This is a genomic window from Streptomyces sp. NPDC058576, from assembly GCF_042718715.1.
Lineage (GTDB): Bacteria > Actinomycetota > Actinomycetes > Streptomycetales > Streptomycetaceae > Streptomyces.
The window spans coordinates 219,933-241,982 of record NZ_JBHXPF010000004.1; the positions used below are offsets into that span (position 1 = coordinate 219,933).

Genomic DNA, 22,050 nt, shown 5'->3' on the forward strand with positions numbered 1-22,050 from the left:
CCCTCCCAACGCCCTGCCTGCGGTGCTACACATAACTATGGCCGACACGCGCCGGGGGGGCGCCCGCCGCGTGGGCCTGCGCGCGCCCGCCCGGCCCGTCAGACCTCTTCGACGCTGCTCGGCTCGCGCCGGGACAGGTCGATACCGAGTTCCTCCGCAGCACGGAAGACGTCCTCGTCCGTGTCGCGCATCTCGATGGACATGCCGTCCGAGGACAGCACCTCCACGTTGAGGCAGAGCGACTGCATTTCCTTGATGAGCACCTTGAAGGACTCGGGAATGCCGGGCTCGGGGATGTTCTCGCCCTTGACGATGGCTTCGTAGACCTTCACGCGGCCGGTCACGTCGTCGGACTTGATCGTCAGGAGCTCCTGGAGGGCGTACGCGGCGCCGTAAGCCTCAAGGGCCCACACCTCCATCTCACCGAAGCGCTGACCACCGAACTGTGCCTTACCACCCAGCGGCTGCTGGGTGATCATGGAGTACGGGCCGGTCGAACGCGCGTGGAGCTTGTCGTCGACCAGGTGGTGCAGCTTGAGGATGTACATGAACCCGACCGAGACCGGGTCCGGGAACGGCTCGCCGGAGCGGCCGTCGTAGAGCTGGGCCTTGCCGGAGGGCTGGACCAGCCGGTCGCCGTCGCGGTTGGGGATCGTGGCCTTGAAGAGGCCGGTGATCTCGTCCTCGCGCGCACCGTCGAAGACGGGCGTGGCGACGTTGGTGCCGGGTGCGACCTGGTCGGCGCCGATGACCTGCAGGCGCTGGGCCCACTCGTCACCGAGGCCGGAGACGTCCCAGCCGCGGCTGGCGAGCCAGCCGAGGTGGATCTCCAGGACCTGTCCCGGGTTCATTCGGGACGGGACACCCAGCGGGTTGAGGATGATGTCGACCGGGGTGCCGTCCTCCAGGAACGGCATGTCCTCGATCGGCAGGATCTTGGAGATGACGCCCTTGTTGCCGTGACGGCCGGCGAGCTTGTCACCATCGGTGATCTTGCGCTTCTGCGCGACGTAGACGCGGACCAGCTGGTTCACGCCCGGCGGCAGCTCGTCGCCCTCTTCGCGGTCGAAGACGCGGACGCCGATGACCTTGCCGATCTCACCGTGCGGCACCTTCAGCGAGGTGTCGCGCACCTCGCGCGCCTTCTCGCCGAAGATCGCGCGGAGCAGGCGCTCCTCGGGGGTCAGCTCGGTCTCGCCCTTGGGCGTGACCTTGCCGACGAGGATGTCGCCGGCGACGACCTCGGCGCCGATCCGGATGATGCCGCGCTCGTCGAGGTCGGCGAGGACCTCTTCGGAGACGTTCGGGATGTCCCGGGTGATCTCCTCGGGGCCGAGCTTGGTGTCACGGGCGTCGACCTCGTGCTCCTCGATGTGAATCGAGGAGAGGACGTCGTCCTGCACGAGGCGCTGCGACAGGATGATCGCGTCCTCGTAGTTGTGACCCTCCCACGGCATGAACGCCACGAGCAGGTTCTTGCCGAGGGCCATCTCACCGTTCTCGGTGGCCGGTCCGTCGGCGAGCACCTGGTCGGCGACGATCCGGTCGCCCTCGGAGACGACGACCTTCTGGTTGACCGAGGTGCCCTGGTTGGAGCGCATGAACTTGGCGATGCGGTACGTGGTGTACGTGCCGTCGTCGTTCGTGACGGTGATGTAGTCCGCGGAGACCTCCTGGACCACACCGTCCTTCTCGGCCTTGAGGACGTCGCCGGCGTCGGTGGCGCAGCGGTACTCCATGCCGGTGCCCACGAGCGGGGCCTCGGACTTGATGAGCGGCACCGCCTGACGCATCATGTTCGCCCCCATGAGGGCGCGGTTGGCGTCGTCGTGCTCCAGGAAGGGGATCATCGCGGTGGCGACGGACACCATCTGGCGCGGCGAGACGTCCATGTAGTCGACCTCCGTGCCGGGCACGTAGTCGACCTCCCCGCCACGACGGCGGACCAGGACGCGGGGCTCGGTGAAGCGCAGCTCGTCGGAGAGCACGGCGTTCGCCTGGGCGATGACGAAGCGGTCCTCCTCGTCGGCCGTGATGTAGTCGACGTCGTCGGTGACCTGGCCGTCGACGACCTTGCGGTACGGCGTCTCGATGAAGCCGAACGCGTTGACGCGGCCGAACGACGCGAGCGAACCGATCAGACCGATGTTCGGGCCTTCGGGGGTCTCGATCGGGCACATGCGTCCGTAGTGGGACGGGTGCACGTCTCGGACCTCGAAGCCGGCCCGCTCACGGGAGAGACCACCCGGGCCAAGAGCCGACAGACGGCGCTTGTGGGTGAGACCCGACAGCGGGTTGTTCTGGTCCATGAACTGCGACAGCTGGCTGGTGCCGAAGAACTCCTTGATGGAGGCGACGACCGGCCGGATGTTGATCAGGGTCTGCGGCGTGATCGCCTCGACGTCCTGGGTGGTCATGCGCTCACGCACGACGCGCTCCATCCGCGCCAGGCCCGTACGGACCTGGTTCTGGATGAGCTCGCCGACGTTGCGCAGACGACGGTTGCCGAAGTGGTCGATGTCGTCGGTCTCGACGACGATCTCGCGACCCGACTCACCGGTCGTCTCGGTCTCGCCGGCGTGCAGCTTGACCAGGTACTTGATGGTCGCGATGACGTCGTCGGTGGTGAGCACCCCGGCGTCCAGCGGCTCATCGGCGCCGAGCTTCTTGTTCACCTTGTAGCGGCCGACCTTCGCGAGGTCGTAGCGCTTCGGGTTGAAGTAGAGGTTCTCGAGCAGCGTCTGAGCGGCCTCGCGGGTCGGCGGCTCGCCCGGACGCAGCTTGCGGTAGATGTCGAGCAGTGCGTCGTCCTGGCCCTGGGTGTGGTCCTTCTCCAGGGTGGCGCGCATCGACTCGTACTCGCCGAACTCTTCGAGGATCTGCTCGGTGGTCCAGCCGAGAGCCTTGAGGAGGACGGTGACGGACTGCTTGCGCTTGCGGTCGATGCGGACACCGACCATGTCGCGCTTGTCGATCTCCATCTCCAGCCAGGCGCCCCGGGAGGGGATGATCTTGGCGGAGAAGATGTCCTTGTCGGACGTCTTGTCGATGGAGGAGTCGAAGTAGACACCCGGCGAGCGGACCAGCTGCGACACGACGACACGCTCGGTGCCGTTGATGACGAAGGTGCCCTTGTTGGTCATGAGCGGGAAATCGCCCATGAAGACCGTCTGGGACTTGATCTCGCCGGTCTCGTTGTTGGTGAACTCGGCCGTGACGAAGAGCGGCGCGGCGAACGTGAAGTCGCGCTCCTTGCACTCGTCGATCGAGTTCTTCGGGGGCTCGAAGCGGTGGTCGCGGAACGTAAGCGACATCGACCCGGAGAAGTCCTCGATCGGTGAGATCTCCTCGAAGATCTCCTCCAGGCCGGACTTGGTGGGGACGTCTTGTCCACTGTCCAGAGCAGCCTCGACGCGAGCCTTCCAGGCGGCGTTGCCCAGGAGCCAGTCAAAGCTCTCGGTCTGCAGCGCGAGGAGGTTCGGAACCTCGAGGGGCTCCTTGATCTTTGCAAAAGAGATGCGCAGCGGGGCGGTGCTGGCACCGTTGTTCGTATTCGCGGTCGAGGCGTTGCGCGAGGCGGCCAAGAGGGGGTCCTTCCGAGGGCTCGGACTCACTACGCGCGTACCGGTCCCATTCTGGACACAAAGACAGACCGTTCCGAATCGGTCGCAAAACGACCAGGTCGGAGGGGGTCGGCCATCGGTGCTTCAGCGTGGGCATGCCCCTGGTGACGGGCAGGAGGCAGCTAACAGGCAGCGCAAAGGGTCAGTGTAGCCAAGCGGCACACTGATGTCCAGTCGGGGTTCTCAGAGACCCACGTTGCTCTCAACAGCTGTTCTCAACACCTATGTCTAGCCCTCGCGCGAAGTGCGCTCTTCTTTACTGCCCTCTTCACTCTCGATCCATGCCTCGGATACGGATCGAAGTGATGACGCGTCCTGAGAATTGCGCGCCGCGTCCGGTTCGTCAAGGCCCGCAGGTCCGATCGGACCCGCCAGGGGCCTTCACCGGCCACCCCCGGGAAGCCCGCGGGACGCCCCTGAGGGACCCGCGAGAGGCGCACGGCGAAGATCACCCTACTCGTCGTCGGCGGAAGAGCAAGGCACCCGCCCCGGGCACGCCGAAGGGCGACCACCCGAATGGGTGATCGCCCTTGGCGCGGGCACCTGACGTGCCCAGGGAGTCCGGAGGACTCCCGAGGTGTTACTTGACCTCGACGGAAGCGCCGGCGGCCTTGAGGGACTCGGCAGCCTTCTCGGCGGCCTCCTTGGCGACCTTCTCGAGGACCGGCTTCGGGGTGCCGTCGACGAGGTCCTTGGCCTCCTTGAGACCCAGCGAGGTCAGCTCACGCACGACCTTGATGACCTGGATCTTCTTCTCGCCGGCACCGGTGAGGATGACGTCGAACTCGTCCTGCTCGGCCTCGGCCTCGGCCGGGGCGCCGCCCGCGGCGGGACCGGCGACGGCGACGGCCGCGGCGGCGGTGACGTCGAACTTCTCCTCGAAGGCCTTGACGAACTCGGAGAGCTCGATGAGGGTCATGCCTTCGAACTGCGCGAGCAGGTCGTCCTGGGACAGCTTCGCCATGATAGGCGTCCTTCCACTATTCGGCAGGTGCCGGATGTATATGTCGGCGGGCGTACGTGGAGCCCGCTGGACCGCTGAGCGAAATTACTCGGCGGCCTCGGCGGGAGCCGGAGTACCGGCACCGCCCTGCTCTTCCTTCTTGGCGCGAAGCGCTTCCGCGGTGCGGACGAACTTCGACGGCAGTGCCTGGAAGAGCTGCGCAGCCTGAGTCTGCTTGCCCTTGAAAGCACCGGCCAGCTTGGAGAGCAGAACCTCGCGGGACTCGAGGTCCGCGAGCTTCTTGATCTCATCGGCGGACAGCGCCTTACCGTCAAGGACACCGCCCTTGATGATGAGGTTGGGGTTGTCCTTGGCGAAGTCACGAAGACCCTTCGCCGACTCCACCGGGTCACCGGTGACGAAGGCAACCGCCGTCGGACCCGAGAACAGGTCGTCCAGCGTGTCGATCCCGGCCTCGTTGGCCGCAATCTTGGTCAGCGTGTTCTTCACCACGGCGTACTGGGCGTTCTCACCGAGCGAACGGCGCAGCTCCTTGAGCTGAGCCACGGTGAGACCCCGGTACTCGGTCAGCACGGCGGCGTTCGAGCTGCGGAACTGGTCCGTCAGCTCGGCTACCGCGGCAGCCTTGTCGGGCCTTGCCATGAGCGTCGGCCTCCTTCCGGGTGATGAGGACCGCTCAGAAGGGGCCGGGAAAGACGAAACGCCCCAGCACAAGTGCCAGGGCGCGGCTCGACCGGACAGAGTCCGGGAGCGTTCCACAGTCACCTGCGCAGGTCGTCCGATCTAGCGGAACCTTCGGTCACCGTCCCTCTTGCGAGGCACAGCGACGACCAGCGGTCTTTGGCTTCCTGGTGAGAGTACGCGACCGGATGGGCGACGGGCAAATCCGTCCCTGTTCGTCCCGTGCGGGAGGTGTCAGGAAGCGCCGCCCGGGGTAGTGCCGCCCTGCTTCAGCAGCTCCTTGAAGTCCACGGTGTCGGAGGCCGCCGGCCTGTCGGAGGGGACCTCGGTGCCGTAGCCGCTGTAGAAGAGCGTCGAGCTGAACTCGCCGGTCTTCATCTCGCCGCGCTCGGTCTTCTTCACCAGCAGGTCGTTCTCGTCGACCCAGATGTCGACGGTCTGGGTGGTCACCCCGGCCAGCGCCAGCTGCTCCTTGAACTCGGCGAGCTGCTTCGCGTCGAGGTCGCTGTTCTTCGCGGTCAGGTCGGCCACGTCGACCGTGCCGGAGTAGTGCGTCGCGGAGACCCCGCGGACGTCCTCCTGGCCGACCTTCTCGACGTCGCCGGAGGCCAGGAGCGCCTTCACCCCCTGGTCGGGGGTGCTGTTCCGGATCTGGTCCTGCATGACGTCGCCGGAGGCCCCGCCCAGCTCGGCGAGGTCCTTGTAGGAGTACCGGATCCAGTTCTTGCCGCCGGTGTTGGCCGCCATGCCGGCGCCCATGTTGGCGTAGTACGCGTCCTGGAAGTAGCGCGCCTGGACCGATCCGTCGCCGCCGGCCTGCTTCAGGGCCTCGCCCATGGTGCCGCCGGTGTAGGTGATGGTCAGCGCGCCGGAGAGGCCGTCGGCCCAGCCGATGACCCCGGACTGCTTCATGGAGACGGCGCTGCCCATCTCGCTGGTGCCCTCGACCTTCGCGGACTGGGCGCCGCCGGACTTCTGCTGCACCTGCTTCAGCGCGGCGACGGGGCTCGCCTTGCCGACGGCGCCCGCCTTGCCCGTGCCGGAGTCGCCGGAGTCCGCCGAGCCGCCGGAGCCGCTGCAGGCGGCTAACGACGTCAGCGCCGCCGCGGCCGCCAGAGCCGTGCCCATCCGTCGTGCCGTGCTCGTCCTCATGCTGTCGGTCCACCCCTCGTATCGGCTTTCGTCCCCCGCATCACCGTGCCACCGGGCACTGACAGACAGGAGCGTTACGGATACGAGGACGGGCCCCGCACCTCGAAAGGTTGCGGGGCCCGTTCACACAGAGCACGCGTACGACACGGCTACCGGGTGAGCACGAGGGCTCAGACGGAGGCCGGGTCCTCCTCGACGAGGAGGTTGCGGGTGCGGTTGGCGTCCAGCGGGATGCCGGGGCCCATCGTGGTGGCCAGGGTGGCCTTCTTGATGTAGCGGCCCTTGGCGGCGGACGGCTTCAGACGCAGGATCTCGTCCAGCGCCGCCGCGTAGTTCTCCACCAGCTTGGTCTCGTCGAACGAGGTCTTGCCGATGATGAAGTGCAGGTTCGAGTGCTTGTCGACGCGGAACTCGATCTTGCCGCCCTTGATGTCGTTGACAGCCTTCACGACATCGGGGGTGACGGTGCCGGTCTTCGGGTTCGGCATCAGACCACGCGGACCGAGCACGCGGCCCAGGCGGCCGACCTTGCCCATGAGGTCCGGGGTCGCGACGACGGCGTCGAAGTCCAGACGGCCCTTCGCCACCTCGTCGATGAGCTCGTCGGCGCCGACGATGTCGGCTCCGGCGGCTTCCGCGGCCGCAGCACGGTCACCGGTCGCGAAGACCAGGACCCGGGCGGTCTTGCCGGTGCCGTGCGGGAGGTTCACGGTGCCGCGGACCATCTGGTCGGCCTTGCGCGGGTCGACACCCAGGCAGAAGGCGACCTCGACGGTGCCGTCGAACTTCGTGGAGGCGGTGTCCTTGGCGATACGGACGGCCTCGAGCGGGGCGTAGTTGCGCTCCCGGTCGATCTTGGCGTCCGCAGCGCGGAGGTTCTTGCTGCGCTTCACTTCTACTCCTGTGGTTTCAGAGTGTGGAGTCGTGGTGCGGACCAGCGCTTGGTCCTACCACTGGGGGTTACGGGGCTGAATCAGCCTTCGACCGTGATGCCCATGGAACGGGCGGTGCCGGCAATGATCTTCGACGCGGCGTCGAGGTCATTGGCGTTCAGGTCGGGGAGCTTCGTCGTGGCGATCTCGCGGACCTGGTCGGCCGTCAGCTTGGCGACCTTGGTCTTGTGCGGCTCGCCGGAGCCCTTGTCCACACCCGCGGCCTTGAGGATCAGCTTGGCGGCCGGCGGAGTCTTCGTGATGAAGGTGAAGGAGCGGTCCTCGTAGACCGTGATCTCCACCGGCACGACCATGCCACGCTGCGACTCGGTCGCGGCGTTGTAGGCCTTGCAGAACTCCATGATGTTGACGCCGTGCTGACCGAGCGCGGGGCCGACCGGCGGGGCCGGGTTCGCCGCACCGGCGTTGATCTGGAGCTTGATAAGCCCCGTGACCTTCTTCTTCTTGGGAGGCATTGCTCTCTCCGGGTCCTATGAGAGTGTTTCGCCGCCGATTCCGGTCATCCGGATGGAGGCATACCGCACAACGATAACGGGTATAGCTGTGCGACCAAAAACCCAGCAGGTCAGAGCGGCTGCGAAGCCCCTCTGACCTGCTGGGTAGGCATGTGTCCAGAAACCGGCGGGAAGCGCTAGTTCTTCTGGATCTGGTCGAAGCTGAGCTCCACCGGGGTCTCGCGGCCGAAGATCTCGACGAGGCCCTTGACCTTCTTCGAGTCGGCGTTGATCTCGTTGATCGTGGCCTGCAGCGTGGCGAACGGGCCGTCGGTGACGGTGACCGAGTCGCCGACCTCGAAGTCCAGCACCTGGACCTCGACCTTGCGGGACGGAGCCGGCTTGCCCTCGGCCTCGGCGGCCTCGCGGGCCGCCTTCTCCTCGGCCTCCGGGGCGAGCATCTTGACGATCTCGTCCAGGGTCAGCGGGTACGGGTCGTAGGCGTTGCCCACGAAGCCGGTGACGCCCGGCGTGTTCCGCACGACGCCCCAGGACTCGTTCGTCAGGTCCATGCGCACCAGCACGTAGCCGGGGAGCTTGTTCTGCCGGACGTTCTTGCGCTCGCCGTTCTTGATCTGGACGATTTCCTCTTCAGGCACCTCGGCCTGATAGATGAACTCCTCCACGTTCAGCGAGACGGCGCGCTGCTCCAGGTTGGCCTTCACGCGCTTCTCGTAACCGGCGTACGTGTGGATGACGTACCACTCGCCGGGGAGGGTGCGGAGCTCTTCGCGCAGCGCGGCGACGGGGTCGACGGGGGCGGCCGGCTCGGCCTCTTCCTCGTCGGCGCTCTCGTCGTCCTCGTCGGCGCTCTCGTCGTCGGCCTCGACCGCCTCGGCAGCCTCTTCCTCGACGGCGTCGGCGGCGGCTGCGTCTTCGTCGGACTCGACGCTCACGGCGGCCTGCTCGGCGGGCTCGCCCGCGGCGAGATCGGCGGCCTCGGCCTGGTCCGGGTCCACGGAGTCAGCAGCCTCAACGATGTCGAGCTCGTCCTTGGCGGACTCGAAGGCGCCAGCCTCGGGCTCGACGGCGTCGTTCAGGTTCGGGTCAGACACGATGGCTGCTTCTTCCTGGATACAAAGGGTGGAACGTGCGAAAGGGGCGTCGGGTCGGACGCCTTCCGCGGGATCAGCCGAAGACGTACTTGATGACCCGGGCGAAGCCCAGGTCGAGAACGGTAACAAGACCGATCATGACGACGACGAACACGATCACCACGGAGGTGTACGTCGTCAGCTGGCTACGCGTCGGCCAGACAACCTTACGGAGTTCGGCGACGATCTGGCGGTAGAACAGCGCGAGCCGGCCCAGAGGGCCCTTCTTGCCGCGCTTGCCGCCCTTCCGAGACTTCCTCTTCGACTCGGGAGCTTCATCCTCAGCATCAGGCATGTCGATGGAGCCCACGGCGTCCGTCACGCTACTCACCTGATTCCGGGTCGTGGCCGTGCCGCGCCCGGTGGAGCCGCACGGCTGTGCAATGAAGTACGTACATGCGCACACATCCTGGCGAAGGAGTGTGTAGCAGGGCCGGAGGGACTTGAACCCCCAACCGCTGGTTTTGGAGACCAGTGCTCTACCAATTGAGCTACGACCCTTGGTGGTTTCCACCAACCTACCGCATCTTCCCCGGTGACCGGGTGCAGGAACGGTGCGGCTGGTGAAGGCCAACGACAGGTGAGTGTACGTGCTCAGGGCCGTCGCGTCGAACAGACAACTACCGACCGGTCCTGTCCGGATGCTGTCCGGGTCCTGTCCGGTCCCTGAAACCCCTGTGCCGACGGCTTTCACGGTCTGGGAACATGGGGCCATGAGCGCTGCAACTTCACCGTCCGAGCGCCGGGTTTCCGCCCGCATCGGTGCGATCTCCGAGTCCGCGACCCTCGCCGTCGACGCCAAGGCCAAGGCTCTCAAGGCCGCCGGGCGTCCGGTGATCGGCTTCGGGGCCGGCGAGCCCGACTTCCCGACGCCCGACTACATCGTCGACGCCGCGGTCGAGGCGTGCCGCAACCCGAAGTACCACCGCTACACCCCCGCAGGCGGGCTCCCCGAGCTCAAGGCCGCCATCGCAGAGAAGACGCTGCGCGACTCCGGCTACGAGGTCGACGCGAGCCAGATCCTGGTGACCAACGGCGGCAAGCAGGCCATCTACGAGGCCTTCGCCGCGATCCTCGACCCGGGCGACGAGGTCATCGTCCCCGCCCCGTACTGGACCACCTACCCCGAGTCGATCCGGCTCGCCGGCGGTGTCCCGGTCGAGGTCGTCGCCGACGAGACCACCGGCTACCGGGTCTCCGTCGAGCAGCTGGAGGCCGCGCGCACGGAGAAGACCAAGGTCGTCCTGTTCGTCTCGCCGTCCAACCCGACCGGCGCGGTCTACAGCGAGGCCGACGCCGAGGCGATCGGCCGCTGGGCGGTCGAGCACGGCCTGTGGGTCATGACCGACGAGATCTACGAGCACCTCGTCTACGGCGACGCGACCTTCACCTCGCTCCCGGCGATCGTGCCCGAGCTGCGCGACAAGTGCATCGTCGTCAACGGCGTCGCCAAGACGTACGCGATGACCGGCTGGCGCGTGGGCTGGATCATCGGCCCGAAGGACGTCGTCAAGGCCGCGACCAACCTCCAGTCGCACGCCACCTCCAACGTCTCCAACGTCGCCCAGGTCGCCGCGCTCGCGGCCGTCTCCGGCCCGCTGGAGGCCGTCGCCGAGATGCGCACCGCCTTCGACCGCCGCCGCGGCCTCATCGTGCGGATGCTCAACGAGATCGACGGCGTGTTCTGCCCGGAGCCCGAGGGCGCGTTCTACGCCTACCCGGCGGTGAAGGACCTGCTCGGCAAGGAGATCCGCGGCAAGCGCCCGGCCACCACGGTCGAGCTGGCCGCCCTGATCCTGGACGAGGCCGAGGTCGCCGTGGTGCCCGGAGAGGCCTTCGGCACCCCCGGTTACCTGCGCCTTTCGTACGCCCTGGGCGACGACGACCTGATCGAGGGCGTCTCGCGGATCCAGAAGCTGCTGGGCGAGGCCAAGGCCTGAGACCCCCGCACCTCAGTGCCCCCGGCCGCCGGAAACCTCCACCGGCCGGGGGCGCTTTTTTTGTTCGAGCCACCCCCGGAAGGGGAAAGCGGCTACCGCTCCGGCCCGCCCGTGCGGCAGGATCTTCCGATGGAGCGTGATGTACGTCTGTTGCCCAAGGCCCACCTGCACCTGCACTTCACCGGGTCGATGCGGCCCACCACCCTGCTCGAACTCGCCGACAAGTACGGGGTCCATCTCCCCGACGCCCTGACCGGCGGCGAGCCACCGAAACTGCGGGCGACCGATGAGCGCGGCTGGTTCCGTTTCCAGCGGCTCTACGACATCGCCCGGTCCTGCCTGCGGTCCCCGGAGGACATTCACCGTCTGGTGCGCGAGAGCGCCCAGGAAGACGTCGCGGACGGCTCCGGCTGGCTGGAGATCCAGGTCGACCCGACCTCGTACGCCCCGCTGCTCGGCGGGCTGATCCCGGCGATCGAGATCATCCTGGACGCCGTGGACAGCGCCGCTCGGGACACCGGTCTGGACATGCGCGTGGTGATCGCCGCCAACCGGATGAAGCACCCGCTGGACGCCCGCACCCTGGCCCGGCTCGCCGTGCGGTACGCGGACCGGGGCGTCGTCGGCTTCGGGCTCTCCAACGACGAGCGGCGCGGGATGGCCCGCGACTTCGACCGGGCCTTCGCCATCGCCCGCGAGGGCGGTCTGCTGGCGGCCCCGCACGGCGGGGAGCTGGCGGGGCCCTCCAGCGTGCGCGACTGCCTCGACGATCTGGACGCCTCGCGGATCGGCCATGGCGTCCGGGCCGCCGAGGACCCCCGGCTGCTGCGCAGGCTCGCCGAGCGCGGGATCACCTGCGAGGTCTGCCCGTCGTCCAACGTGGCGCTCGGCGTCTACGAGAAGCCGGCCGACGTCCCCCTGCGCACTTTGTTCGACGCGGGCGTGCCGATGGCGCTGGGGGCGGATGACCCGCTGCTGTTCGGGTCGCGACTGGCCGCCCAGTACGAGCTGGCGCGCCGCCACCACGGCTTCACCGACGAGGAGCTGGCCGAGCTGGCCCGGCAGTCGGTGCGCGGCTCGGCGGCCCCCGTGGACGTACGGGAGAAGCTGCTGTCCGGGATCGACGACTGGCTGGCTAGCTGAGCCCGGACGGCTCCGGGGCGATGCCGCCCAGCAGCGTGCGGGCGAGGGAGGCGGCGAAGTCGTCCAGGGGCTGCGGGGGCGTGCCGCCGGGGAGCGCGGAGTAGGCGAAGGCCCGTTGGGCGCAGGCGCCCAGCAGCAGGGAGGCGGCGGCGTAGGTGTCCGCGCCGGCCCGGATGCGGCCCGCGTCCTGTTCGGCGCGCAGATAGGCGTCGAGTTGCCGGATCGGCAGGTGGGGCCCGGCTTCGAGCCCTCCCACTCCCTCCTCGTGCCGGCGCTTGAGCTGGGGTTCGGCGTACAGGGACGCGGCCATGGGGAAGGTCTGCTCGTAGAACAGGGCGGCCAGCCGGGCGATCTCGGTGAGGTTGCCCTCGACGGTGCCCTCGCCGGCGCTCAGTTCGCCGAGCAGGTTTCCGAGCCGGGGCAGCCGCTCCGCGAGGACGGTGACGAAGAGGTCCTCCTTGCCGGAGAAGTACTTGTAGAGCGCCGCCTCCGAGCAGCCGGCCGCCCTGGCGATCTCCTTGGTGGTGGTCCGGGCGAGGCCGATGGAGAGCATCAGCTCGTGCGCCGCGTCGACGATCCGGACGCGGGCGGGCTTCTGGTCCATGCGTGCTCCAACGGGCCTGACCCGGAATCTTGACGACCGGGTGGAAGTTCACTCACCCTAGGGGTTAGTGAACACTCACCCACCAGGGGGCGCGCGATGAGAATCACCGTGTTCGGGGCGACCGGCGGCGTCGGTCGGGAGATCGTCGGGCAGGCGCTCGCGGCGGGGCACGAGGTGACGGCCGTGGTCCGGGACCCGGGCCGGCTCCCGGAGCCGCTGGAGCGCGCGGCACCGCACGGTGTCGTCCCGCTGGACGATCCCGCGGCGGTGCGGGCCGCGGTGGCGGGGCGGGACGCGGTGCTCTCGGGGCTGGGTTCGCGCGGCCGGAAGGCGAACGGCGTGGCCGAGCGGCTGACGGGGAGGATCCTGACGGCGATGGAGGCCGAGGAGGTGCGGCGGCTGGTGGTGGTGAGCGCGGCGCCGGTGGGGCCGGAGCCGGCGGGCGATCCGCTGGTCGACCGGCTGATGCGCAAGGGGATCGGGGCGGTCCTGGCGGAGCTGTACGCCGATCTCGCCCGGATGGAGGCGGCGTTGGCCGCCGGCGCGACGGACTGGACGTCGGTGCGGCCGCCGAAGCTCACCAACGGGCCGCGCACGGGCGTCTACCGCCGGGTCGTGGGCGGTATGCCGCGCAGCGGCCGGACCATCTCCCGGGCCGACGTGGCGCACGCGATGCTCGCGCTGATCGACGACCTGGCGGCCGTGAAGCAGGGCGTGGGCATCGCGTACTGAGCGATGGCGCCCCGGCGGGTCAGAGGCTGACGCCGACCGTCACCGGCTCGTTGACCAGGGTGACGCCGAAGGCCGCGTGCACCCCGGCGACGACCTCGCGGGCCAGGGCGAGCAGGTCCTCGGTGGTGGCCGCGCCCCGGTTGGTGAGGGCGAGGGTGTGCTTGGTGGAGATCCGGGCGGGGCCGCTGCCGTACCCCTTGGTGAATCCGGCGCGGTCGATCAGCCAGGCCGCCGAGGTCTTGGTACGGCCGTCCTCGGCGGGGAACGCCGGGGGCGTCACGTCCGGGCCGAGGTGCTCGCGGACCCGGCCGAGGAAGTCCTGGAAGGCCGCCGGGTCGAGGATCGGGTTGGTGAAGAAGGACCCGGCCGACCAGGTGTCGTGGTCCTCGGGGTCGAGCACCATGCCCTTGCCGGCGCGGAGCTTCAGCACGGTTTCCCGGGCCGCCGCGGCGGGAACGCGCTCGCCCTGCTCGACGCCCATCGCCCTGGCCGTCTCGGGGTACTTGAGGGGCGCGGAAAGCCCGGCGGCCTCTTCCAGCTCGAATCGGACACGGAGCACGACGAAGCGATCGGGTTCCGCCTTGAAGCGGCTGTGCCGGTACGAGAACGAGCACTCCGTGTTCGGAATCGTCACCGTCTCCTCGGTGCGCCGGTCGTAGGCGACGACCTCCGTGATGGTGGAGGACACCTCCTGTCCGTACGCGCCGACGTTCTGGATGGGTGTCGCGCCCGCGGATCCGGGGATGCCCGCCAGGCACTCGATGCCCGCGAGGCCCGCCTCGACGGTCCGGGCGACGGCGTCGGTCCACACTTCTCCGGCCGCCAGCTCCAGGGACGTACCCGAGAGGGCGAAGCCCTTCGTGGCGATCCGCAGGGCGGTGCCGTCGAAGCCCTTGTCCCCGATGACCAGGTTGGAGCCGCCGCCGATCACCAGCAGCGGGGTGCCGCTCGCGTCGGCCTCGCGCACGGCGGAGACCACCTCGGCGTCGGTCGTGGCGGTCAGCAGCCGGGCGGCGGGGCCGCCGAGCCGGAAGGTGGTCAGGGGGGCGAGGGGGGCGTCGTGGAGTTCCTGCACGGGGACAAGAGTACGGTCCGTGGGCCCCCCCCCCGGGGGGGGGCCCCCCCCCCCGGCCCACAGACGGCTCAGGTGAGAGGAGGGGAGCCCCTCTGACCTGCGGCGGTCCTAGATGTCGAAGTACAGCTCGAACTCGTGCGGGTGCGGCCGCAGCTGGATCGGGGCGATCTCGTTCGTGCGCTTGTAGTCGATCCACGTCTCGATCAGGTCCGACGTGAAGACGCCGCCCGCCTGGAGGTACTCGTTGTCCGCCTCCAGGGCGTCGAGCACGGCCGGGAGGGAGGTCGGGACCTGCTGGACGTTGGCGTGCTCCTCGGGAGCCAGCTCGTAGAGGTCCTTGTCGATCGGCTCGGCCGGCTCGATCTTGTTCTTCACGCCGTCCAGGCCCGCCATCAGCAGCGCGGAGAACGCGAGGTAGGGGTTCGAGGACGGGTCCGGGGCGCGGAACTCGACGCGCTTGGCCTTCGGGTTCGAGCCGGTGATCGGGATGCGCATCGCGGCGGAGCGGTTGCGCTGCGAGTACACCATGTTGACCGGGGCCTCGAAGCCGGGGACCAGGCGGTGGTAGGAGTTCACCGTCGGGTTGGTGAACGCCAGCAGCGACGGGGCGTGCTTCAGGATGCCGCCGATGTAGTAGCGGGCCATGTCCGAGAGGCCGGCGTAACCCTGCTCGTCGTAGAAGAGCGGCGAGCCGCCCTGCCACAGCGACTGGTGGACGTGCATGCCCGAGCCGTTGTCGCCGAAGATCGGCTTCGGCATGAAGGTCGCGGTCTTGCCGTTGCGCCAGGCGACGTTCTTCACGATGTACTTGAAGAGCATCAGGTCGTCGGCCGCGGCGAGCAGCGTGTTGAACTTGTAGTTGATCTCGGCCTGGCCGGCTGTGCCGACCTCGTGGTGCTGGCGCTCGACCTGGAGGCCGTTCTTGTCCAGCTCCAGGGAGATCTCGGCACGCAGGTCGGCGAAGTGGTCCACCGGCGGGGCCGGGAAGTAGCCGCCCTTGTAGCGGACCTTGTAGCCGCGGTTGTTCTCGACCGCACCGGTGTTCCAGGCGCCGGCCTCGGAGTCGATGTGGTAAAAGCTCTCGTTCGCCGACGTCTGGAAGCGGACGTTGTCGAAGACGTAGAACTCGGCCTCGGGGCCGAAGTACGCGGTGTCCGCGATGCCGGTCGAGGCGAGGTAGGCCTCGGCCTTCTTGGCGATGTTGCGCGGGTCACGGCTGTACTGCTCGCCCGTGATCGGGTCGTGGATGAAGAAGTTGATGTTGACGGTCTTGTCGCGGCGGAAGGGGTCCACCCGAGCCGTCGACAGGTCCGCGCGCAGCGCCATGTCCGACTCGTGGATGGCCTGGAAGCCGCGGATCGACGAACCGTCGAAGGCCAGTTCCTCGGCCGGGTCGAAGGTCGCTGCCGGGATCGTGAAGTGCTGCATCACCCCGGGCAGGTCGCAGAACCGGACATCGATGAACTTGACGTCGTTGTCCGCTACGTACTTCTGCACTTCGTCGGCGTTCTGGAACATCCAACTCCTCCTACTCCCGGCCCGGGAGGGACGGGGTTGTAGCTCATGGTGCGGCCAGTGCGGTGGCACACGCTGGACCCGACCATAGGCAGGCTCGATTTCTCAAGCGTGACCCATTTGTTTCGCCCAAGTTAACCGGGGCGGTGGTGGGCGGCATCTCAGCGGCTGTCTCCGCGCGGCTGTTTCCGTGCCCCGCCCGGCCGGAGCCAAACCCCGGCACAGTACCGTGGACGGGTGGACAACAGGCAAGCAATCGGATCGTGGCTCTCGGGGCCCCGCGCGGCCGCCGAGGAGATGGGCGCCGACTTCGGCTACCGGGGCAAGGGCCTCGGGCTGCCCGAGGAGGGCCCCGGCTCGGTCGCGCCGCTCGGCAGGCGCTTCGGGGCCCTCTTCATCGACTGGACGCTCTGCATGCTGATCGCATACGGGCTCCTCGCTCGCGGTGACCAGCAGGCGGCGGGGAACTGGGCTCTCGGGGTCTTCCTCGTGCTGAGCCTGCTGACCGTCGGGACGATCGGCTGCACGCCCGGGAAGCGCCTGCTGGGCGTACGCGTGGTCGCCGACGACGGCCGGCGGCTCGGGTTCGTACGGGTGATCGTGCGGACCGTGCTGCTGCTGCTCGTCATCCCCGCGCTGGTCTGGGACCGCGACGGGCGCGGACTGCACGACCGGCTGTCGCGATCCGTTCAGGTGCGGATGTGACAGGTGCGGGTGTGACAGCAGGTGCCGGTGTGACAGGTCCGCGTGTGAGCTCGCTCCGTACGGCGTGAGGGCGGCGTGACCTCCCCGGTACGGACATGAGGAACGGGGCGGCCCCGGGACCTTTCACCGGTCCGGGGCCGCCCCGTTTCGCGTAGGTAGCGGTCAGCGCATCTTTCCGCCGCGCGGCATCCGCATGCCCTTGGGCATCGGGCCCTTCGGCAGCGGCATGTTGCTCATCAGGTCGCCCATCGCGCGCAGCCGGTCGTTGGTTGTGGTCACCTGCGGGCCGGTCAGGACGCGGGGAAGCTTCAGCATCTTGGTGCGGACCTTCTTCAGGGGCACCTGGCCCTCGCCGTTGCCGACGATGATGTCGTGCACCGGCACGTCCACCACGATGCGGGCCATCTTCTTCTTCTCGGACGCCAGCAGGCCCTTCAGCCGGTTCGGGTTGCCCTCGGCCACCAGGACGATGCCGGCCTTGCCGACCGACCGGTGGACGACGTCCTGGCTGCGGTTCATCGCCACCGCCGGGGTGGTGGTCCAGCCGCGTCCGATCCGGTCCAGGACGGCGGCCGCCGCTCCGGGCTGGCCCTCCATCTGTCCGAAGGCCGCCCGCTCGGCGCGTCGGCCGAAGATGATCGCCATCGCGAGGACGGCCAGGACGAAGCCCAGGATGCCCAGATAGACCGGGTGTCCGACCGCGAAGCCGATGCCGAGGAGGACACCGAACGTGAGGATTCCGACACCCGCGACGACAAGACCGATCTTGCTGTCGGTCCGCCTGGTCATCTTGTAGGTCAGGGCGATCTGCTTGAGTCGCCCCGCGTTCTCGGCGCTGTCCGCGCCTTCAGTTTTTGCCTTCCTCGCCATGTACCGAAGTTTACGTGGCGAGGAAGCGACCTAGGAACGTGGGAGCGACCTGGGAACGTGGCAGCGACCCGGGAGCGTGGCTGCTACCTAGGAACGGTGGTCGGCCACGGCTTCCAGGACGTGCTGGGCGTCCACCCGGTCCTTGGCGCGGCGGCGGTCCTCCAGGACGGCCGTCCAGGCGTTGCGACGGGCGGTGCGCTGGCCGCTGCTCAGCAGCAGCGACTCGACGGCGCGCAGGGCGGTGGTGACGGACGGAAGGGCGTGGGCGCGGACCGGTGCGGCCTGCATCGTGGTGTTCCCCCTCGGAATGGATGCGCCCCGGAGGCGCGGATGAGTACGGGAAGCAGTGACGGCGGCGGCTGCTGGAGTCGCTGCCGCACGTGTACCTAGGGTCACTGCTCGGTGTTACCAGCGCATGACCGGGCGGTCAAACACCAATGAAGCCTTGATTCCGGCGCCGCGCACGTCGAAGCGGTCCGTACGCGCCCCTCACCTGCGGGGAGCGCTCGGACCGCTTCGGTTACGCGGTTACTGCTCGGTAGCTTCTCGTGAGCGGATTCACACGGCGGGTGCGGCCTGGACGCTCCCGGCGGCGACGCCGCGCGCCTCCATCGCCTGCTGGAAGAGACGGCCCGCGCGGTACGAGGACCGCACCAGCGGACCCGACATCACGCCGGAGTAGCCGATCGCGTCGGCCTCGTCCTTCAGCTCGACGAACTCGTGCGGCTTCACCCAGCGCTCGACCGGGTGGTGCCGTACGGAGGGGCGCAGGTACTGCGTGATCGTGATGAGCTCGCAACCCGCGTCGTACAGGTCCTGGAGCGCCTCGCTGACTTCCTCGCGGGTCTCGCCCATGCCGAGGATCAGGTTCGACTTGGTGATCAGACCGGCCTCGCGGGCCCGGGTGATGACCTCGAGGGACCGCTCGTAACGGAAACCGGGGCGGATCCGCTTGAAGATCCGCGGCACGGTCTCCACGTTGTGCGCGAGCACCTCGGGGCGCGAGGAGAAGACCTCGGCGAGCTGCTCGGGCTCCGCGTTGAAGTCGGGGATCAGCAGCTCGACCTTGGTCGCGCCGGCCTCCCGCTCCGCGGTGAGCGCGTGGATCTGGCGGACGGTCTCCGCGTACAGCCAGGCGCCGCCGTCCTCCAGGTCGTCGCGGGCGACGCCGGTGATGGTGGCGTAGTTCAGGTCCATCGTGACGACGGACTCGCCGACGCGGCGGGGCTCGTCACGGTCCAGGGCCTGCGGCTTGCCCGTGTCGATCTGGCAGAAGTCGCAGCGCCGGGTGCACTGGTCGCCGCCGATGAGGAAGGTGGCCTCGCGGTCCTCCCAGCACTCGAAGATGTTGGGACAGCCCGCCTCCTGGCAGACCGTGTGCAGCCCTTCGCCCTTCACCAGCTGCTGGAGCTGCTTGTACTCGGGGCCCATCTTCGCCCGCGTTTTGATCCACTCGGGCTTGCGCTCGATGGGGGTCTGGCTGTTCCGGACCTCCAGGCGCAGCATCTTGCGCCCGTCGGGTGCGACAGCGGACACTCCGGCTCCCCTTTGCTCTCTGCTGCGTTGGATTCGCGTCGGTTTCGCGTGGGATGCGCGAGCGATGCGCGAGGGATTCGCTTTGGATTCTTCGGCCATCCCCAGGGTACGCCCCTACATCGAACGGCCATGCGTCTGGCCAACCTGTGGCCGACGGGGCCTATTCCCCGGCTGGGCTACTGACCGGTAGGGCCATGGCTCCTCACGCCGGGGCCGACGCCTTCGGCCGCTCGACCTCGCGCGGCGCGAGATCCGCGTGCTCCAGGATGTCCCGCAGGTGCTTCTCGACGACCGGCAGCACCTCCTCGATCGTGATCTCCCGGCCCAGCTCGTTGGAGAGGGACGTGACCCCGGCGTCCCGGATGCCGCACGGCACGATCCGGTCGAACCAGGTGTTGTCCGGGTTCACGTTGATCGCGAAGCCGTGCATCGTGACGCCCTTGGCGACCCGGATCCCGATCGCGGCCAGCTTGCGGTCCTCGCGGCGCTGGCCCGCGTTGGACGGGGCGTACTCCGGGCCGTTCAGCCGGGGGTCGAACTCCTCGTCCTGGAGTCTCGGGTCGAAGTCCAGCGAGAGCCCGCCCAGTGCCTGGCGCTGCTCGACCGGGTCGCCGAGCACCCAGACCCCGCTGCGGCCCTCGACGCGGGAGGTCTCCACGCCGAAGTCGGCCGCCGTGCGGATCAGCGCGTCCTCCAGCCGGCGCACGTGCGCCACGACGTCGACCGGACGCGGCAGCTTCTGGATCGGGTAGCCGACGAGCTGGCCGGGACCGTGCCAGGTGATCTTCCCACCCCGGTCCACGTCGATGACGGGGGTGCCGTCCAGCGGGCGTTCGCTGTCCGCCGTGCGGCGTCCCGCCGTGTAGACGGGCGGATGTTCCAGGAGCAGACAGGTGTCCGGTACCCGGTCCTCGAACCGGTCCGCGTGCACCTCGCGCTGCTTCTGCCAGGCCTCCGTGTACTCGACGGCCTGTTCGCCGAAGCCCAGACGGACGAACCGCAGCTCGCTCACCGATGCCTCCCTCTGTGGGCCCCGCATGGCCGGAGGGGTGTCCCCGGGATGACGGTGCCCTGCACTGATCGCGCCCGCATCCACTGTACGACCGTCGCCCGAACGGCCCCCCGGCAGGTGGAACGGCCGCTTCCCGCGGACGCCGGCGTCGCATTCATGTGTCGGGCGTTTCCGTCAGCTCCGTCCGGAATCCTCACACGATCGGATGAACGTGGAGCAAAGGGTGGCTCTGACCGCCCCGGTGGCCGCTAAATTCGCGCCGTTCCCATGAGGGCTGCCCGTCCGGCCCCGAAGGCAGGAGACCGTACAGCTGATGTCGGAACGACCCCCGCAGCGCACGCCCAACCGCCGCCTCGCCTCGCTCATCGCGGAAGCCGGGTTCTCGCACGCCGGCCTGGCCCGCCGGGTCGATCAGCTCGGCCTCGAACACGGCCTCGACCTGCGGTACGACAAGACCTCGGTCACCCGCTGGCTGCGGGGGCAGCAGCCGCGCGGCACCACCCCCGCGCTGATCGCCGAGGTGTTCACCCGGCGGCTCGGACGGCGGCTCTCCGCGCAGGACCTCGGGCTCGACGCCTGCGCACCCGTCTACGCGGGGCTGGAGTTCGCGGCCACCCCCACCGAGGCCGTCGACATCGTCAGCGGTCTCTGGCGCAAGGACTCGGGCACGCACACGGAGCTGCGCAAGATCGCCTTCACACCCGCCGGTCTCGTCGTCCCCAGCCGTGACTGGCTGATCGGCCGGGCCGACGAATGGGTGGCCAGGGACGGCGGGGCCGCCCGCCGGGCCGGGGGCGAGGCCGGGGCCCCGGCAGCGGGTCGTACGGACGGGGCGCCGCGCACCGAGGCCCGGATCCTGCCGCGCCCGCCCGCCGGACCGCAGCGGCCCACGCCCCCGGGCCCGGCCGCCACGCATCCGCCCGCCGCGCACCCGCCCGCGACGCACCCGTCCGCCGCCGGGACGCACCCCGGGACCGGGGTGCTGCCCGTGGTCCCGCGCCAGCGCCGGACGGACCGCGGCCCCGGGCAGCGGGTCGGCAGCGGGGACATCGCCGCGCTGCGCTCGGTCGGCGAGCTCTTCCGCACCCTCGACCACGCGTACGGCGGCGGCCACGCCCGGCAGGCCCTCGTGCGGTATCTGGAGCACGAGGCCGAACCGATGCTCCGGGGCACGTACGGCGAGACCACCGGGCGGCGGCTGTTCGCCGCGGTCGCCGACCTGACCCGGCTGGCCGGGTGGACCTCGTACGACATCGCCGCCCACGGCCTCGCCCAGCGGTACTTCGTCCAGGCGCTGCGGCTCGCCCAGGCCGCCGGGGACCGGGGCTACGGCGCCTACGTGCTGATCACGATGAGCCGGCAGGCGGTCTACCTCGGGCACGGCAGGGAGGCCGTCCAGCTCGCCCGCGTCGCCCAGCAGGGCGTCGGCTCGGCCGCCCCGCCCCTCGTCCAGGCACTGCTGCACGCGGTCGAGGCGCGCGGCCACGGGGTGCTCGGCGAGGCGCGCTCCTGCACCGCCGCCCTGACCCGGGCCGAACACGCCCTGGAGACCGCGCGCCCCGGCGACGAGGTGCCGCACTGGGCCCGCGCCTTCGACGAGGCGCAGCTCGCCGACGAGCTGGGCCACTGCCACCGCGACCTCCTGCAGTGGCGGGCCGCCGCCCAGCACGCCGAGCGCTCGCTCCAGTTGTGCGCCCCGGCGTACGCCCGCAGCAGGCTGTTCTGCCGGGTGGTCCTCGCCTCGGCCCGCCTCGGACTCGGCGAGCTGGAGCAGGCCTGCCAGCTGGGCGCGGAGGCGGCCCAGCAGGCGGCCGAGATGCGCTCGGTGCGCGCCACGGAGTACGTCCGCGCCTTCGAGCGCAGCCTGGAGCCCTACCGGGACGCGGTCGCCGTACGCGGCTACCGCGACCGGGTCGCCGCCCTCGGCTGACCGCGGGGCACGGGGACCGGCCCTGGG

20 protein-coding genes and 1 tRNA gene are annotated in these 22,050 nt (G+C 69.4%); 5 read left to right on the forward strand and 16 right to left on the reverse strand.

Annotated elements, in window-relative coordinates:
* Positions 1–98: 98 nt before the first annotated feature.
* The 9 genes from rpoB to ACFWRV_RS05350 all read right to left on the reverse strand — a co-directional run bounded on the left by rpoB (position 99) and on the right by ACFWRV_RS05350 (position 9,462).
* Positions 99–3,584: a DNA-directed RNA polymerase subunit beta gene (gene rpoB, locus ACFWRV_RS05310; protein ID WP_384328464.1), complete on the reverse strand. Its 3,486-nt coding sequence runs from the start codon at positions 3,582–3,584 to the stop codon at positions 99–101.
* Positions 3,585–4,203: 619 nt separating this feature from the next.
* Positions 4,204–4,587 carry a 50S ribosomal protein L7/L12 gene (rplL, locus tag ACFWRV_RS05315; RefSeq protein WP_007445920.1) on the reverse strand — a complete coding sequence of 128 codons (384 nt, stop codon included), beginning with the start codon at positions 4,585–4,587 and terminating at the stop codon, positions 4,204–4,206.
* A gap of 84 nt (positions 4,588–4,671) precedes the next feature.
* Entirely contained in the window at positions 4,672–5,229 is a 558-nt protein-coding gene (gene rplJ, locus ACFWRV_RS05320; RefSeq protein ID WP_007445921.1) for a 50S ribosomal protein L10, read from the reverse strand.
* 273 nt (positions 5,230–5,502) lie between these two features.
* Positions 5,503–6,420 carry a hypothetical protein gene (locus tag ACFWRV_RS05325; RefSeq protein ID WP_384328468.1) on the reverse strand — a complete coding sequence of 306 codons (918 nt, stop codon included), beginning with the start codon at positions 6,418–6,420 and terminating at the stop codon, positions 5,503–5,505.
* Positions 6,421–6,590: 170 nt separating this feature from the next.
* On the reverse strand, positions 6,591–7,313 hold the full coding sequence (rplA, locus tag ACFWRV_RS05330) for a 50S ribosomal protein L1 (protein WP_384328471.1): 723 nt from the start codon (positions 7,311–7,313) through the stop codon (positions 6,591–6,593).
* A gap of 80 nt (positions 7,314–7,393) precedes the next feature.
* Positions 7,394–7,828 (reverse strand): 50S ribosomal protein L11, encoded by a 435-nt coding sequence (gene rplK / locus ACFWRV_RS05335; RefSeq protein ID WP_018550660.1) that lies wholly within the window; start codon positions 7,826–7,828, stop codon positions 7,394–7,396.
* Positions 7,829–8,004: 176 nt separating this feature from the next.
* Positions 8,005–8,922, reverse strand: a complete 918-nt coding sequence (gene nusG / locus ACFWRV_RS05340) for a transcription termination/antitermination protein NusG (RefSeq protein ID WP_384328474.1) — start codon at positions 8,920–8,922, stop codon at positions 8,005–8,007.
* A 73-nt stretch (positions 8,923–8,995) separates the two neighbouring features.
* Entirely contained in the window at positions 8,996–9,283 is a 288-nt protein-coding gene (gene secE / locus ACFWRV_RS05345) for a preprotein translocase subunit SecE (protein ID WP_384328476.1), read from the reverse strand.
* A gap of 106 nt (positions 9,284–9,389) precedes the next feature.
* Positions 9,390–9,462, reverse strand: a tRNA-Trp gene (locus tag ACFWRV_RS05350).
* A 212-nt stretch (positions 9,463–9,674) separates the two neighbouring features.
* Between ACFWRV_RS05350 and ACFWRV_RS05355 the strand changes: the two genes are divergently transcribed.
* Together ACFWRV_RS05355 and ACFWRV_RS05360 are read left to right on the forward strand one after the other, a co-directional pair.
* Positions 9,675–10,901, forward strand: a complete 1,227-nt coding sequence (locus ACFWRV_RS05355) for a pyridoxal phosphate-dependent aminotransferase (protein ID WP_384328479.1) — start codon at positions 9,675–9,677, stop codon at positions 10,899–10,901.
* Positions 10,902–11,030: 129 nt separating this feature from the next.
* The gene (locus tag ACFWRV_RS05360; protein ID WP_384328481.1) at positions 11,031–12,044 is read left to right on the forward strand and encodes an adenosine deaminase; all 1,014 of its coding nucleotides are present in this window, start codon (positions 11,031–11,033) and stop codon (positions 12,042–12,044) included.
* Here ACFWRV_RS05360 and ACFWRV_RS05365 read toward each other — a convergent pair.
* Complete coding sequence (locus ACFWRV_RS05365; RefSeq protein WP_384328484.1) at positions 12,037–12,648, reverse strand: TetR/AcrR family transcriptional regulator; 612 nt, start codon at positions 12,646–12,648, stop codon at positions 12,037–12,039. The two genes, ACFWRV_RS05360 and ACFWRV_RS05365, sit on opposite strands and share 8 nt — an antisense overlap.
* Positions 12,649–12,744: 96 nt before the next feature.
* On the opposite strand from ACFWRV_RS05365, the gene ACFWRV_RS05370 reads away from it, so the two are divergent.
* Complete coding sequence (locus tag ACFWRV_RS05370) at positions 12,745–13,380, forward strand: NAD(P)-dependent oxidoreductase (RefSeq protein WP_384328487.1); 636 nt, start codon at positions 12,745–12,747, stop codon at positions 13,378–13,380.
* 19 nt (positions 13,381–13,399) lie between these two features.
* On the opposite strand, the gene ACFWRV_RS05375 is transcribed toward ACFWRV_RS05370, so the two are convergent.
* Positions 13,400–14,455 (reverse strand): UDP-N-acetylmuramate dehydrogenase, encoded by a 1,056-nt coding sequence (locus ACFWRV_RS05375; RefSeq protein ID WP_384328490.1) that lies wholly within the window; start codon positions 14,453–14,455, stop codon positions 13,400–13,402.
* Between the two features lie 108 nt (positions 14,456–14,563).
* The gene (gene glnA, locus ACFWRV_RS05380; protein ID WP_030080762.1) at positions 14,564–15,973 is read right to left on the reverse strand and encodes a type I glutamate--ammonia ligase; all 1,410 of its coding nucleotides are present in this window, start codon (positions 15,971–15,973) and stop codon (positions 14,564–14,566) included.
* 294 nt (positions 15,974–16,267) lie between these two features.
* On the opposite strand from glnA, the gene ACFWRV_RS05385 reads away from it, so the two are divergent.
* On the forward strand, positions 16,268–16,675 hold the full coding sequence (locus ACFWRV_RS05385) for an RDD family protein (RefSeq protein ID WP_384328602.1): 408 nt from the start codon (positions 16,268–16,270) through the stop codon (positions 16,673–16,675).
* Between the two features lie 162 nt (positions 16,676–16,837).
* Here the strand turns inward: ACFWRV_RS05385 and ACFWRV_RS05390 are convergent, their stop codons facing one another.
* The 4 genes from ACFWRV_RS05390 to lipB all read right to left on the reverse strand — a co-directional run bounded on the left by ACFWRV_RS05390 (position 16,838) and on the right by lipB (position 20,093).
* Positions 16,838–17,545 (reverse strand): DUF4191 domain-containing protein, encoded by a 708-nt coding sequence (locus ACFWRV_RS05390; protein WP_384328494.1) that lies wholly within the window; start codon positions 17,543–17,545, stop codon positions 16,838–16,840.
* An 87-nt stretch (positions 17,546–17,632) separates the two neighbouring features.
* Positions 17,633–17,833, reverse strand: coding sequence for a hypothetical protein (locus tag ACFWRV_RS05395; protein WP_383597849.1), 201 nt, complete (start codon positions 17,831–17,833; stop codon positions 17,633–17,635).
* 270 nt (positions 17,834–18,103) lie between these two features.
* Positions 18,104–19,081 (reverse strand): lipoyl synthase, encoded by a 978-nt coding sequence (gene lipA, locus ACFWRV_RS05400; protein ID WP_384328498.1) that lies wholly within the window; start codon positions 19,079–19,081, stop codon positions 18,104–18,106.
* 202 nt (positions 19,082–19,283) lie between these two features.
* Positions 19,284–20,093: a lipoyl(octanoyl) transferase LipB gene (gene lipB, locus ACFWRV_RS05405; protein WP_384328501.1), complete on the reverse strand. Its 810-nt coding sequence runs from the start codon at positions 20,091–20,093 to the stop codon at positions 19,284–19,286.
* A 313-nt stretch (positions 20,094–20,406) separates the two neighbouring features.
* Between lipB and ACFWRV_RS05410 the strand changes: the two genes are divergently transcribed.
* On the forward strand, positions 20,407–22,023 hold the full coding sequence (locus ACFWRV_RS05410; RefSeq protein WP_384328504.1) for a regulator: 1,617 nt from the start codon (positions 20,407–20,409) through the stop codon (positions 22,021–22,023).
* Positions 22,024–22,050 lie beyond the last annotated feature (27 nt).

What these genes read in the sequence shown, in the direction of transcription:
- ACFWRV_RS05390 (WP_384328494.1), bottom strand. Translation starts at nt 17,545, where the DNA reads ATGGCGAGGAAGGCAAAAACTGAAGGCGCGGACAGCGCCGAGAACGCG.
- ACFWRV_RS05370 (WP_384328487.1), top strand. Translation starts at nt 12,745, where the DNA reads ATGAGAATCACCGTGTTCGGGGCGACCGGCGGCGTCGGTCGGGAGATC.
- rplJ (WP_007445921.1), bottom strand. Translation starts at nt 5,229, where the DNA reads ATGGCAAGGCCCGACAAGGCTGCCGCGGTAGCCGAGCTGACGGACCAG.
- glnA (WP_030080762.1), bottom strand. Translation starts at nt 15,973, where the DNA reads ATGTTCCAGAACGCCGACGAAGTGCAGAAGTACGTAGCGGACAACGAC.
- ACFWRV_RS05395 (WP_383597849.1), bottom strand. Translation starts at nt 17,833, where the DNA reads ATGCAGGCCGCACCGGTCCGCGCCCACGCCCTTCCGTCCGTCACCACC.
- rplL (WP_007445920.1), bottom strand. Translation starts at nt 4,587, where the DNA reads ATGGCGAAGCTGTCCCAGGACGACCTGCTCGCGCAGTTCGAAGGCATG.
- ACFWRV_RS05385 (WP_384328602.1), top strand. Translation starts at nt 16,268, where the DNA reads ATGGGCGCCGACTTCGGCTACCGGGGCAAGGGCCTCGGGCTGCCCGAG.
- ACFWRV_RS05410 (WP_384328504.1), top strand. Translation starts at nt 20,407, where the DNA reads ATGTCGGAACGACCCCCGCAGCGCACGCCCAACCGCCGCCTCGCCTCG.
- ACFWRV_RS05325 (WP_384328468.1), bottom strand. Translation starts at nt 6,420, where the DNA reads ATGAGGACGAGCACGGCACGACGGATGGGCACGGCTCTGGCGGCCGCG.
- ACFWRV_RS05365 (WP_384328484.1), bottom strand. Translation starts at nt 12,648, where the DNA reads ATGGACCAGAAGCCCGCCCGCGTCCGGATCGTCGACGCGGCGCACGAG.
- ACFWRV_RS05355 (WP_384328479.1), top strand. Translation starts at nt 9,675, where the DNA reads ATGAGCGCTGCAACTTCACCGTCCGAGCGCCGGGTTTCCGCCCGCATC.
- rplK (WP_018550660.1), bottom strand. Translation starts at nt 7,828, where the DNA reads ATGCCTCCCAAGAAGAAGAAGGTCACGGGGCTTATCAAGCTCCAGATC.
- ACFWRV_RS05360 (WP_384328481.1), top strand. Translation starts at nt 11,031, where the DNA reads ATGGAGCGTGATGTACGTCTGTTGCCCAAGGCCCACCTGCACCTGCAC.